We start from the raw sequence: 12,610 nt of genomic DNA on the forward strand, positions 1-12,610 counted from the left end.
GGTCACGAGCGTGGCAAGTAGCGGATGCCGCTGCTTGCCATGAAGCCTTTCGGATCGAACCGGGCCCAGGCTTCGCCCCAATTGAACCGGGCGCGGCCACCGGCCAGTTTGCGCCCGAGTGCCGCGCCCAGCGCGCGCTTCATGAACGCAACTTCGGCGTCGATCGCTGCCTGGGTCGGCCAGCCGTCTTCCAGTGCTGCACCGGGCAGATCGACTGAAACGGATGGATCGGATTCTGGAGGCGCGGGAACAGCGTCGGCAAGCCGAGGCTGCACGCCCTGTTCGCGCCAGGCTGACCGGCAGATCACTCTGCAGCCCCTAGCCTGCTGGCAGGTTGGACCTTCGCCAATGCGGGAGATTTCAATGAGTGAGCGCGACAACGATCAGGGCGACCCGAAGCAGGGCGTGCAGGAAAGCCGCCAGGACCGGAAGCAGGATGACGTGGCAAAGCGCCGGCCGGCACAGCGTGATGAACAGGTGCGCGATGCGCATTCGCGCAGTCCGCAACGCAAGGATGGCGGCCTGGAGTCCGCCTGAGGCGGAATCCAGAAAAGAAAAAACCCGCAGATCGCGAGGATCTGCGGGTTCTTCTGAATAGTGGTGGAGCCAAGGAGGATCGAACTCCTGACCTCGTCATTGCGAACGACGCGCTCTCCCAGCTGAGCTATGGCCCCACGGAGAAATAAGTCCTTACTAATCAATGGATTGGCTGGTCTCGCTTGATGTCGGGCATTCCTGTAAGTGATTGGGAAGCCGTACGGCTTAGATCCCCAAGTCCTATCTGGTAGGAGCCGCCCCTAAGTGTCCACTGTGCGCAAGCTTGCCTTGCTTCCGTCAGTGATACTTCCCGTCAACACCTAATACGGAGCCAGGAGGGTGGTACTCGCCGTCAACTCCTATGAAGTATCCGGGAGGGTGGTACTTGCCATTGATTCCCTGAACGCTTCCCTTCGGATGGTACTTGCCATCCATGCCCAAGAAGTGATCTTTCGGATGATACTCCCCGTCAAGACCAAGCACCCAGTCTTGCGGGTGGTACTTCCCATTGAGACCTAGAACCTCGTTCTTCTTGTGGTACTTGCCATCAAGCCCAGGAACGGAGCCCTTTTCGTGGTACTTGCCGTCGAAGCCTAGGGCGGCTCCGGGCTTGTGGTACTTCCCATTGATGCCAAGGACGTAACCCTTAGGATGATATTTACCATCAGCGCCGAGGAATGATCCCGGGGCGTGATACTTGCCGTCCATACCTAAGAACCAGCCGACTGGGTGGTACTTGCCATCTACGCCCAAGAACTTGCTTTGCTTTGCCATCTGCTCCTCCATTGCGGATCACGCGGCAGCACTTAGCTGTGCAATTTGCGTAGCACTCAAAGAAGACTAGCCGGGTGTTTTTGATCCTCTGTGAGAGATGGTGGTGTTCGTTTGAGGACGAACACCACCAGCGCCACAATGCTTAGTGCAGCTTGCTCATCGCGTTAGCGACTGTTGCCTTCATCTGTTCCGGATCGTAGTCATCGTAGACCCGGATAAGGCGCTTACGCGGGATATCGACGATGGCAACGTCAGCGTTGATCTGCCTAGCATCGGCGATGTACTGCGCCAACTGGAGCAGTGTCTCGGCCTGCTGAGCCTTCATCGGCGTGTCCACAACGTGGAAGTAGAGAAGCAGTAGTCGGCCGTCCGACTTTTTCGATGCAACCAGATCCTGTCGGGTGCTGAGCGTCACGCCCTCGATCGACGTATTGCAACCTTTGGGGCTCTCCTGTGGGGTGAAGTCTATATCGTCGTTTGCAGCGACAATTTCCTGAAAGCTTCGGATCAGCCCGTGTGCCTTCGCCTTCAGGGCGTCTGGGAAGTTTGTAACCCTCAGAAATGCATCCTCTGCGCTCTTCCCTTCGCAGATATCCCTAGCACCAAGCTTCAAGCAATTTGTGTACCACAAGGGGAACGACATCCCTTCGCGTTGCTTGACCTTGGAGTACTTCAACGCCTCTTCCGCCAGTTCTTCTTCGGTCGCTGCAAAGAGCTTGCTTGCCTTGCGTACGGTCATTTTTGGCTTCATTGAACCTCCTATATGAATAGATGCAGTAGGGGTTCCGCTCAACCTGTACGTCATAGATGCGTAGGCTCTTTACACTCGGCCTCGTGCGTTCTATAATTTTTGGGTTGAATTTGGTGTTCAGGGTGAACTGAACCCACATCTGCTTGATTGCTGATGATGCCAGTGGCTCACTCGAATGGGCTGCTGGCTTTCCTTTTGAGGCCTCATAAAAATTAGAAATTTAAATGCCCTCATTTAACAGTATGAGTTGTTATTTGCGCTTGTGCAAGATGTCGCGAAGTTGAAATTCGCTGTTCATTCATGTTCTGTTATGTGATAAGCGTCACCTATTGCCTTGCGTGAAGCAGTCCCAGCGGGGGCGCTGTAAGTCAGGTTGAGGGTGCGTGCAGCCCTGTCACTCAGGATGACGCGCCCTCTCCGCTGGGCTGTCGCTTCGGGGCTTGTGATTCAACTGGATAGGTCAGGGGTGATCCTCGGTACGGTGGAGGCTAAGTGCCGCCTAAGCCGATGCCGAGCGAGTGGGGTGCGGTGTCGCGCTGGGCCGGGTTACCGACTTGTGAAGGAATCTCTGGTGAGGCTCGCTATTTGCGTGCTCTGCCGTGCTCTGCGCGCGATGCGGGGTGCGGCGCGTAGGGGTAGGGGTGCTATCGCTAGATGCGCGCCAGGAGTGCGTACAGGAGCTCCTGCGAGGGGCTTTTGCAGGCGGCTACTGCTAGCGTCGCGCGTTGCAATCTGGAAGTCCTAGACACGCACCGGGGCGTCGCTTCCGATCAATGCCGAAAAAAGGGAGTCATTACAAAAACTCCATACAGGCCGTGTGTTCTATTATCGAAACACAGTGTTGACAATTTTTCTTCAATGTTGGATGATTAGTTTGTCTGCTAGTTGAGGCAGGCATTTGCCATCTTTATCGGGACGCCTACGTTCGGGATGGTAAATCAGCCAAGCGCAGTGCTTGGCTCGCCCCAGAAGATATCCGGCTCAGGGGTAAGCGGTGCGGTTCCCTCCCAGGGGGTCGTGGCAGCCGCGCCGGTGATGCGAGCTTCGTTGCCTGACGATCAGACGAAGCCGAGCTACAGATCAGTGCCGCAAGGATCGAGTGTCTGAGAGAGAAGACCTTCTCATTTCAGCAGGCTGCCTCCAATCCCCGCTTCTGTGTGGGGTTGGGGGCGGTTTGCCTCCTGAAAGAGAAGGTAGGGGGGGAGGGTTTGAAGAGTAGATGTAGGAGGGAGCGGGGCTGGTAAGTCTGGTGAGCTTTATTGCAAGCCTTCTGGCGACGCAGAATGTTCCTCAATGCTCTTGATATCCAACGCACTCTCGATGATGGTTTTCTGCGGGCAGCGGTACTCTACCGCCGCCAGCGTCGCGAGGCCTGTCATCCGGTAGCTTCATCGTGTCAACCACATGCCAACCTCAAGTCGTTGCTCGTCAAGACGCATTATCTTCTTGATCGCTATGACTAGCGCTTCCTTCCACATTCAATCCTGATGGCATTTTTTTGGTACATGGGGCCATGTATGAAGTGTGGGGGCTTCTTGGGTGTCATGCTGGCGCGAGAATTATTGTGCTCCTCAAATTTCGAGCGCCATGGCCTTGGGGATTGTGGCGACTACTGATGACCCTGAAGGGGGGAGCTACGGTCTTGAAGTTCGTCGCTCCGCTTCTTCTGTGGCTTTCGCCAAAGCCCGGTAGGAGCTAGTGGCACGAGACTCGGGCTGTTGGGGTGCGAGTTTGGCTCCGCAATGTTTGCAAACGAAGGCTGCCGCCAAAACGATTTCAGCACATTGCGGGCAGGGCCTTTTTCGGCCAGTCGTACCCCCACTAGCAAGGCACATTCCGATCCCGAAGAGCAGGGTGACCCCGCTTCCAGCCATCAGCGCGACTAGTCGCTCTTGTGAGCGTTTTGCTTCGTGTGCTTCGCGTTGCCATTCGGCTGATCGGGCGCTTCCGAACGTCATGACACTCTGCATGTATGCGTGGTTTGCCCGGTCCTTCAAAGAGAGGTAGCCGATTCCTGTTCCTAGTGTGCCCAGCACGCCCAGCAAGATGAGCCACCAGCTAAACACTTTGATGTTCATGGGTAGGCCTCAATGCACGATGGGGTGATCTGGGGCGCGGCATCCTGGATCACGCTAGTCCCCCGCCTGGCCACGGCGGGTAACGGGTGGTGCTTCATACAGACCCCTATAGCGACGAATGCGGGTCGTCCGCATCGAATGCCCTTTACGACCCACTTCAGTAAATGTAGAGTCTACGCATAGTGAAGCGCAAGTGTGAAGATGCCAGTGGTTCCCCACTGCTGATTTCACTTGTCCGACAAAGCAACGGCCATATTTGCGCAGCGATTGAAGGAGGCCCGTGCGATGCGGGGCGTATCGCAGCGCGCGCTGGGAGCCAAGATCGGGATGACCAAGCAGGCCGGTAGCACGCGTATCAATAGATATGAGCAGCAGACGTCTCGTGCTGACATGGACACGGCTGCAGCGATGGCGAAGGCTTTGGGCGTTCCATTGGCGTTTCTGTTTGCAGAGGACGATGACTTGGCGGAGGCAATTCTGGCTTTCTCCAAGCTACCAGCCGATCAGCGTGCACGCATACTCGACCACATGAAGTCGCTGGCTGCGCAAACTATGGAGTAACGATTGCACGGCAACAGCTACGTCTCCTTTAACGGAACGTCTGAGGGCGGTTAGGTGTTGGGCGCTGGCACTAGGCCTTGAGTAGTGCTGTTGGCAGTCGTGGCGAGCATCGCATAAAGATCGCCATGGATGCTTGTCTCATAGGAGCCCTGCTTGGTTCTGTGGCCTTTGCCCCCATTCGGGCGGGGGCATTTCGAGAAGTTGCGAATAGTCGTCTCGCCCCTTAAGTATGAGCACCTTTCGCAGCGCAATTGGCGAGCAGCCCAGGAGCTCGGATATCTGATCGTGCTTGCCAGATGCAATTAGCATGTTCGCCTGTACCTTCGGCTCCATGTTTTCCGCATCCAATCTGGTAGGTTCAGGCACGGCCAACCAGCGTCCGTAGTCCAGGGCGGCGCGGCTAGCGTGTAGGCTGCCGCCCTTCACATCGGACTGGACCATCACGACGCCCTGCGCCAATCCGGCCTGGATACGGTCTCGTTTGACGAAAAACTCCGGTCGCGCTTCCACGCCGAATGGATACTCGGAGACCAATGCTCCGCCCTTGTCCAGGATTTCTTGGGCTAAGGTCTTATGCTTGGAGGGCGCCACGGTGTGCAGGCCATGGGCCATAACTGCCACAGTATGTCCTCCCGCTTCCAATGCAGTTTGGTGGGCGACGGCATCCAAGCCAAGGGCTAGGCCGCTGACCACTGACCAGCCATGAGCGACCAAAAATTGGGAGATGCGCTCGGCGATCATCACCCCGTGTTTGGTTGGCTGACGGGTCCCAATCACTGCGACTGAATGGTTAGGGTTGTCCGCAAGAGAGCCTTTGACGTACAAAATGACCGGATCGTCTCTGGTGGCTCTGAGTAGCGCTGGGTAGGACGGGTCGAGCACCGACAAGATTTGTGCGCCCGTCTTTTCCGCCTGTTCTACCTGTACTTCGGCCTTCTCCAATGCCTCCGCCCACAGCGTAGTGTGAGTGACGGACGCCAAGCGAGGAACCTGCTTCGCGATCGATTCTATAGGGGCCGAGGCAAAGTTGGCTACATTAACGGCCATTCGCAGCGAAGCAGGACCCACGCCTTTTAGCATGGACAGCGCCAGCAATTTTCCGGTGCCTGGGGAAATGACGGTCACAGCACATTGCTCACGTTCTTGGAAAGGGCGAACAGCGCCACGCTGCGGGCGCCCGCATCCATCAAGCGCTTGTGGGCGTACATCAGGGTCGCGCCGCTGGTGCAAACATCGTCAAGGATAACAAAATCCTTGCCCCCTACATCGGCTGGATTGGTGACCACCAGGTGATCGCGCACGTTCTCAAAGCGCGGAACCCGCTTGAGGTGCTCCCCGCTGTGTGATCGGACGCCATTCCTGTAAGACAGTAGTGTGGTGCTGAATTGCACTGCATCGTGCGTTGTGCCCAGTGGTTCTCGCTGTCTAAAGTCGTTTTGTAGCTGCGCGATGAAGTATTGCATGCGTGGACTGCGTCCGGGGCGTGCAGGTATGGCGGCCACGGTCACTGTGCTGTCGAGGAACGACAGCAGTGGAAAGGTCCTGCGGACATAGGCGTATACGGAATTGCACCACTGCGCCGGGAACTGCTGAGCATCCTTGTGAGCGTGGATGTTGTGTGTAAGGGCGTGCCATTGCAGGCGTGCTGCGACGGAGGGCCAGTTTGAGAAGTGTCGCCCCGCGAAGCTAATCTTGACCCTCGTGTTGCCTTCACCTACTTCGCGCGGAAAGATGTGGCTGAACTCGCAAAAGCTGGGTTGATGCGAATCATCCATCGAATTGTTGAACTGCCACTCTAGGTTCAGGGCATACGACTCAATGTCTTCAAGAACTTGGTGGAGCGTTCTTGGGAACTCGATGACTGCGTCAGGAAGAAGCTTCAATGCGTCCCAGTGCTTATAGTTGTCCCAGTTCCGCCAGTCATTAGGCCACGAGGCCTTGTCCAGGACCGTGTAGCAACCAGCATTGTAGGCGGCTTTTACATCGGCAGATTCGTCGCCGACCATAACCACGCGGCGAGGGTCAGCAATACCCATTCGCTGCATTGCCAGCCTGATTCCTTCTCCATTTGGCTTCCATAGGCCATAAGCCACATCTTCATAGCCAATTCCCACATCCCAGTGCATGTTGGGATATGCGGCTTGTAACAGTACTTGTGCATAAGCGCGTGGTGCACGAGTGAAGATACCCATCTTCATTTGAGGCCATCGTGCCTTCAGTGCATCTAAGTGCGCTGGTGCGTAAATGTATCGCGGCGCTGGATCTCCGAAGCTATGCAGCAGCTCAGCCGCGTATGCTTGATCCGCTTGTTTCCCGACGCCCTGTGGCCGAATTACATCCAGGTCATCGGTGCGAAGTAGGGTGTTATCCAGGTCGAAAAGGCACAGGTCAATCATTGTCGAAATCCTTATCAGCCATCCCCCTGATGGCATAACCAGAATACTCGATGCCTTGTGGGAATGGCGAGTGGTATGTCGCGCTATGAATGACACTTAGAGGGCGTGCTAGTACATCTAGTGCATAGTGTGGACCTGCCGGCCTGCAGTTCAGGTCGAGGGCATCTGCGATAAGGGCCCTGAGAGACATGTATGTGTATTCAGGGGGGCTCGAATTGAGCTGGTTCTGAAGCGGGTCTCGCTTTGCGCCGCCTGCATGCAGATTATCGAGGTTCCCCGAATTGCGGGGCGCTGGCTGGGCGTGGCTGCCCGTAAGTTAGCTTTGCCACTGCCGCTGCAAGATGTTCTGGCGCAAGGTGTGCGTAACGCAGGGTCATCGTCAAGTCAGCGTGACCCAATAGTTCCCGGACAGTGTTTAAATCCACCCCCGCCATAACTAGCTTGCTGGCAAAATGATGGCGCAGATCGTGGAAACGGAAGTTGATGATCTTGGCATCGATCAAGAGCTTCTCCCACGATGATTTCATGCCAGCAACCCCAAACACAGCTCCATTGCCCGTTGACTGCGATACCCACTGGCGCAGTACGGTCATCGCCTCGCCATTTAGCGGTACATGGCGTTGCCTCCCAGACTTGGCATGTTCAGGTCGAACAGTCAGAAGCCGCGCTTGCATGTTGATATCCGACCAGTCCAGCGAAAGTAGTTCGCCTTTGCGGAGACCAGTATTCATGGCTAGTAGCACCAATGGATGCAAATGATCGGCATAGGCTCCTGTAGGTATTTCCGGGAGCAATGCGCGTTTACGATCTGCACGCCACCTGTTTCCCGACTTACGTGCCAGCGAGACGGCACAATCGCGGGATGTGAGAGCAGCACGCAAGGAGTGCTCCTCAGCGGGACTGAGGAAACGGACCACGCTACGAGGCTTCGAGACCTTCAGTGCAGCTTCCGTGACGGGGTTGGCTTCCAGCATTCCCCACTTAACTGCCTTGGACAGGGCTGACCGTAGGGTAGCCAAATTCCGCGATGCGGTGGCCTTTGTGATGGTTTGTCTAGCACCGGGTCGAACAGTGTCCTTCAGTCGCGTGACCCACCATCGTTCGATGACTTTGGCGTTGATGTCTTTTAAAGTCATAGGCAGCAGGTCAGCGAAGGCCTGCTCGATGCGCCGCAGCGCGTCGTCCGCCCGCTTAAGCTCTGTTTTGGCCCAAAGGGCGTAGTGGTCGTCCAGATACGCTCGGAGCGTGATCCTTGGGAGCTCTGGCTTTGCGATGTTGGGTAAGCCCGATTGGACGTACTCGGCCATCACTTTGAGGGCAATATCTCGAGCCTGGTCAAGCGAGATATGATCGGTAGACCCAAGCGTACGACGCTTTCCGTGCGCCCAAGTGACAATCCAAGCTTTGTATCCAGAGGGCTGCACCCGGAGCAGTAGACCGCGCACCTGCGCGTCCCTGAGCTCGTAGGGGCGATCCTTCGGTAGAACAGTAGCAACGGTTTTCTTGGTGAGGGCGATCCGCATCGGGCTTGTTTCCGTAAGTTCGGCTTAAGCCAAACGTAGGAAAACGGGTCGAAAGATGGTCGGACACGGATCATCCGCATTCACGCAGATGCCGGTTAAACCCTTGAAAAACAAAAAAGCGCGCCTCGCGGCACGCTGTTTTGTCTGAATAGTGGTGGAGCCAAGGAGGATCGAACTCCTGACCTCGTCATTGCGAACGACGCGCTCTCCCAGCTGAGCTATGGCCCCACGGCAGGCTTTCAGTGTAGCGCTGCCTTCCGGGCTTGCCAAGCGCCGGGCCGGGACGGCGGCTGCACAGGGTCCACCACCGTCCCGGACCGGTTCAGGACAGGGCCTGGCGCAGCAGATCGCCTGCGCGCTGTACCGCCACGCCGGTGGAAACTGCCACGCCCTGCAGGTGGATGCAGGCGTGGATCATTCCGGGCAACCGCTCGAGCGTGCAGTCGATGCCGGCCGCCTGCAGCCGCCGCGCATACTGCTCGGCCTCGTCACGCAGCGGGTCGTGCTCACAGCTGAGGACGGAAGCCGGCGCCAGTCCGTGCAGGTCCGTTGCATGGGCTGGCGAGGCCAATGCTGGCGGCGGAGCCAGACCCCGCAGATAGGCCTGCCAGCAGCGCTGCATCAATTCGGCGCTGAGGTAGTAGCCGTTTGCGTAGTCGCGGTAGGAATCGCTGCCCATCCCGGCATCGAGTGCCGGGTACAGCAACAACTGGTGGCATGGTTGCGGCAGGCCGAGATCGCGCAGCAGCAGGCAGCAGGCGGCGGCCAGATTGCCACCGGCGCTGTCGCCGCCAATTGCCAGCCGCTGCGGGTCCAGCCCAAGGCCTTCGGCGTTGGCCTGCAGCCACGACCACGCATCGGCAACGTCGTGCAGCGGTACCGGGAACGGGTGTTCCGGCGCCAGCCGGTAACCCACGGCGACAATCACGCAACCGCTGGCATTGGCCAGCGCGCGGCAGGGGCCGTCATAGACCGCCAGCGAACACTGGAACCAGCCGCCGCCATGGGCGAACAACAACGCCGGCGCCAGTCCATCGGGCAGCCCTTCCGGTGTGTAAAGGCGGACGTCCAACGCGTGACCGTCGCGTGCGATCACCGCATGTTCGATCACATGCGCAACCGGCTGCGGCGCGCCCTGCAGCTGTGGCAGCGCGCTCTCGCTGATCGCCCGCAGTTCGCGCAGGTCTTCCGGCAGCGGATGGGCGGCGACGGCGTCGACGAACTGCTGCAGCGCCGGTTCAAGCAGCATGGCGAGCCTCCTGCAGGAACGGCAGCAGCTGTGCCAGGAACGCCTGCGGCGCTTCTTCCATGATGAAGTGACCACAGCCCGGCACGATGCTGCCGCGCACGTTGTCGGCATGCGGTTGCAGGGTCAGCATCGGCGCATCGGCGGTGGCGTGCTCGGCGCCGATCGCCAGCACCGGCATCGCCAGCCGCCGCTGTGCACGTTCCTTGTTCTGGCGGATGGTTTCCGGAATCGCACGGTACCAGGCGAAGCCGGCCCGCAGTGCGCCGGGGCGGCTGTAGGCGGCGATGTAGGTATCGGCAGCCACCGCGTCGCGGCGATACGACCAGCGATCGAACATGAACTCCAGGTAGGCGCGCTCGCGGCCGCTGATCAGAGCCTCCGGCAGATCGGCGACCTGGTTGAACATGAAGTGCCAGAGGAAAATGTTGTCGGCCGGTGCGGCGAAGATGCCAGGTTCCGGCGCCAGGCCGGGAATCACCGCTTCGGTGACCGCCAACTGGCGCACCGCCTGCGGCTGGTCGCTGGCCAGGGCATAGGCGATCCACATGCCGATGTCATGGCCAACTACCTGGTAGCGGTCGTGGCCCAGCGCCAGCATGGTCTGGTGCAGCACGGTGGCGGCGCTGCCGGTGTCGTAGCCGTGGGCAGGACGGTCGGATTCACCGATGCCCGGCGGATCGACCGCGATCGCTTCAAAGCCGGCTTCGGCCAGGGCGTGCAGCACGTGGCGCCAGGCGTACCAGGTCTGTGGCCAACCGGGAATCAGCAACACCGGTTCGCCGTGGCCGGCGGAGACGCAATGCACGCGCTGGCCATCGATGCGCAGGTAGTGGTGGCGCAGGGCGGTATCGCCGGCGGTGCCAGCGGGAAGGGAAGTCGTCATGGGGGAGTGCTCCGTTGCGGCTCAGGCGATGCCGAGCATGTGCTGCATCTGTGCGGTGCTGATCGGTGCACCGGCGAAGTCGTCGAAGATCTTGTCGGTGACCGGAATGATGTGATCGCGGATGAACGCAGCGCCTTCGCGCGCACCGGCTTCCTGGTCCTTCAGGCAGCACTCCCACTCCAGCGTCGCCCAGCCCTGGTAGTCGTACTGGGCCAGCTTGGAGAAGATCGACTTGAAATCGACCTGGCCGTCGCCGAGCGAGCGGAAGCGACCGGCCCGTTCGGTCCAGTCGGCATAGCCGCCATAGATGCCCTGGCGGCCGCTGGGACGGAACTCCGCATCCTTGACATGGAACATGCGGATCAGCGGGTGATAGATGTCCAGGTACTCCAGGTAGTCCAGCTGCTGCAGCACGAAGTGGCTGGGATCGAACAGGATGCGGCAGCGCGGGTGCTGGCCGACGCGTTCGAAGAAGCGCTCGAAGCTGGTGCCGTCATGCAGGTCTTCGCTGGGATGGATCTCGTAGCAGAGGTTGATGCCGTTGTCCTCACAGGTATCGAGGATCGGCCGCCAGCGTCGTGCCAGTTCATCGAAGGCGGCATCGATCAGGCCCGGTGGGCGCTGCGGGAACGGGAACAGGTAGGGCCAGGCGAAGGAGCCGGAGAAGGTGCCCATGTCCTGCAGGCCCAGCCGGCGCGAGGCACGGGCGGCCAGGTGCAGCTGCTGCTGCGCCCATTCGCTGCGCGCCTTCGGGTTGCCGCGCAGTGCTTCCGGCGCGAAGCCATCGCAGAGTTCATCGTAGGCCGGATGCACGGCCACCAGCTGACCGAGAATGTGGGTGGTCAGCTCGCTGACCTGCAGGCCGTGCTCGGCCAGGGTGCCGCGGATATCGTCGCAGTAGTCCTGGCTGTCGGCGGCGGTGGCCAGGTCGAACAGGCGTGCATCCCAGGCAGGAATCTGCAGGGCCTTGAAGCCATGGCCGGCGGCCCACGCGGCAATGCCGGCGAGGCTGTTGAACGGGGCTTGGTCGCCGGCGAACTGCGCCAGGTGCAGGCTGGGGCCCTTGAGGGTCTGCATGTGTTGCTCCAATTGTTTGTCGGTCGACAAAGAATAGGAGCGACCCTCGCGGTGGTCAACACCCGCGTTACACTGCGCGCCTCACTGGAGCAGGCAGGCAGATGGCAGGGCGACCGCGCGAATTCGACAGGGACCAGGCGTTGCGCAAGGCGATGCTGCTGTTCTGGCAGCACGGCTATGAAGGCACGTCGATGTCGGCACTGGTCGAAGCACTGGGCATTGCCTCTGCACGCATCTACGCCGCGTTCGGCAGCAAGGAGCAGTTGTTCCGCGAAGCCGTGGCGCTGTACGAAGAGGGCGAGGGTGGTTTCGCGCCGCGCGCGCTGGAGCAGGCCACGCTGCGTGAGGCGATCGGGTCCATGCTGCGCGAGGCGGTGCTGACCTACACCCGTCGTGGGCGTCCGCATGGCTGCCTGGTGGTGTCCTCGGCCAGCAGCGTTTCGCCTGATGGCGAAGGCGTGCGGGACTGGTTGGCCAGCCATCGTCGCCAGCGCACGGCGGCGATCATCGTGCGGCTGCAGCAGGCGCAGGCCGAGGGTGAGCTGGCCGACGACGCGGCGGTGCAGGCGCTGGGTGACCACTTCGCCACGGTGCTGCATGGCATCTCGGTGCAGGCACGTGACGGCATCAGCCGCGAGCGGTTGCTGGCGATGGTCGATATCGCGCTGACCCCGTTGCCCTGAGTTCCGGGGTCAGATCCGTTTMCCCAGGGGAAACGGATCTGACCCCAGGCGGTGCTGGCTGACTGTGCCGAAACCGCTTGTTTCGTCGGGCTTGGGTG

At 59.6% G+C, this 12,610-nt stretch carries 11 protein-coding genes, 2 tRNA genes and 1 pseudogene; 3 read left to right on the forward strand and 11 right to left on the reverse strand.

Annotated features, from left to right (window positions below):
- Window positions 1-2 precede the first annotated feature (2 nt).
- Window positions 3-224, reverse strand: a pseudogene (locus D7T59_RS05030) (hypothetical protein); the annotation flags it as partial.
- Window positions 225-363: 139 nt separating this feature from the next.
- Here D7T59_RS05030 and D7T59_RS05035 point away from each other — a divergent pair.
- Entirely contained in the window at window positions 364-537 is a 174-nt protein-coding gene (locus tag D7T59_RS05035) for a hypothetical protein (RefSeq protein ID WP_180852084.1), read from the forward strand.
- A 61-nt stretch (window positions 538-598) separates the two neighbouring features.
- Here the strand turns inward: D7T59_RS05035 and D7T59_RS05040 are convergent.
- From D7T59_RS05040 to D7T59_RS05050, 3 genes are all read right to left on the reverse strand, one after another.
- Window positions 599-674 (reverse strand) — tRNA-Ala (locus tag D7T59_RS05040).
- 160 nt (window positions 675-834) lie between these two features.
- The gene (locus D7T59_RS05045; protein ID WP_128988785.1) at window positions 835-1,311 is read right to left on the reverse strand and encodes a hypothetical protein; all 477 of its coding nucleotides are present in this window, start codon (window positions 1,309-1,311) and stop codon (window positions 835-837) included.
- Window positions 1,312-1,453: 142 nt separating this feature from the next.
- Entirely contained in the window at window positions 1,454-2,050 is a 597-nt protein-coding gene (locus tag D7T59_RS05050) for a hypothetical protein (protein ID WP_128988783.1), read from the reverse strand.
- Between the two features lie 2,321 nt (window positions 2,051-4,371).
- On the opposite strand from D7T59_RS05050, the gene D7T59_RS05055 reads away from it, so the two are divergent.
- The gene (locus D7T59_RS05055) at window positions 4,372-4,701 is read left to right on the forward strand and encodes a helix-turn-helix domain-containing protein (protein ID WP_235647110.1); all 330 of its coding nucleotides are present in this window, start codon (window positions 4,372-4,374) and stop codon (window positions 4,699-4,701) included.
- 138 nt (window positions 4,702-4,839) lie between these two features.
- Here the strand turns inward: D7T59_RS05055 and D7T59_RS05060 are convergent, their stop codons facing one another.
- From D7T59_RS05060 to D7T59_RS05090, 7 genes are all read right to left on the reverse strand, one after another.
- Window positions 4,840-5,826, reverse strand: coding sequence for a DNA-processing protein DprA (locus tag D7T59_RS05060; RefSeq protein WP_180852082.1), 987 nt, complete (start codon window positions 5,824-5,826; stop codon window positions 4,840-4,842).
- Window positions 5,823-7,097 carry an HAD-IA family hydrolase gene (locus D7T59_RS05065; protein WP_180852079.1) on the reverse strand — a complete coding sequence of 425 codons (1,275 nt, stop codon included), beginning with the start codon at window positions 7,095-7,097 and terminating at the stop codon, window positions 5,823-5,825. Before D7T59_RS05065 ends, D7T59_RS05060 begins: the two co-directional genes overlap by 4 nt.
- 263 nt (window positions 7,098-7,360) lie before the next feature.
- Window positions 7,361-8,620, reverse strand: a complete 1,260-nt coding sequence (locus D7T59_RS05070; protein WP_128988779.1) for a tyrosine-type recombinase/integrase — start codon at window positions 8,618-8,620, stop codon at window positions 7,361-7,363.
- A gap of 152 nt (window positions 8,621-8,772) precedes the next feature.
- Window positions 8,773-8,848, reverse strand: a tRNA-Ala gene (locus tag D7T59_RS05075).
- A gap of 94 nt (window positions 8,849-8,942) precedes the next feature.
- Entirely contained in the window at window positions 8,943-9,869 is a 927-nt protein-coding gene (locus D7T59_RS05080) for an alpha/beta hydrolase (RefSeq protein ID WP_180852077.1), read from the reverse strand.
- The gene (locus D7T59_RS05085; protein WP_164138822.1) at window positions 9,859-10,752 is read right to left on the reverse strand and encodes an alpha/beta fold hydrolase; all 894 of its coding nucleotides are present in this window, start codon (window positions 10,750-10,752) and stop codon (window positions 9,859-9,861) included. The genes D7T59_RS05080 and D7T59_RS05085 overlap by 11 nt, the downstream gene beginning before the upstream one ends.
- Before the next feature lie 21 nt (window positions 10,753-10,773).
- A complete protein-coding gene (locus D7T59_RS05090; protein WP_180852075.1) occupies window positions 10,774-11,829 on the reverse strand; it encodes a sugar phosphate isomerase/epimerase family protein in 1,056 nt (351 codons plus the stop codon).
- A 101-nt stretch (window positions 11,830-11,930) separates the two neighbouring features.
- Here D7T59_RS05090 and D7T59_RS05095 point away from each other — a divergent pair, with 101 nt between their 5' ends.
- The gene (locus D7T59_RS05095; RefSeq protein WP_164138818.1) at window positions 11,931-12,512 is read left to right on the forward strand and encodes a TetR/AcrR family transcriptional regulator; all 582 of its coding nucleotides are present in this window, start codon (window positions 11,931-11,933) and stop codon (window positions 12,510-12,512) included.
- Window positions 12,513-12,610 lie beyond the last annotated feature (98 nt).

Source organism: Stenotrophomonas maltophilia (assembly GCF_013464915.1).
Taxonomy (GTDB): domain Bacteria; phylum Pseudomonadota; class Gammaproteobacteria; order Xanthomonadales; family Xanthomonadaceae; genus Stenotrophomonas; species Stenotrophomonas maltophilia_AT.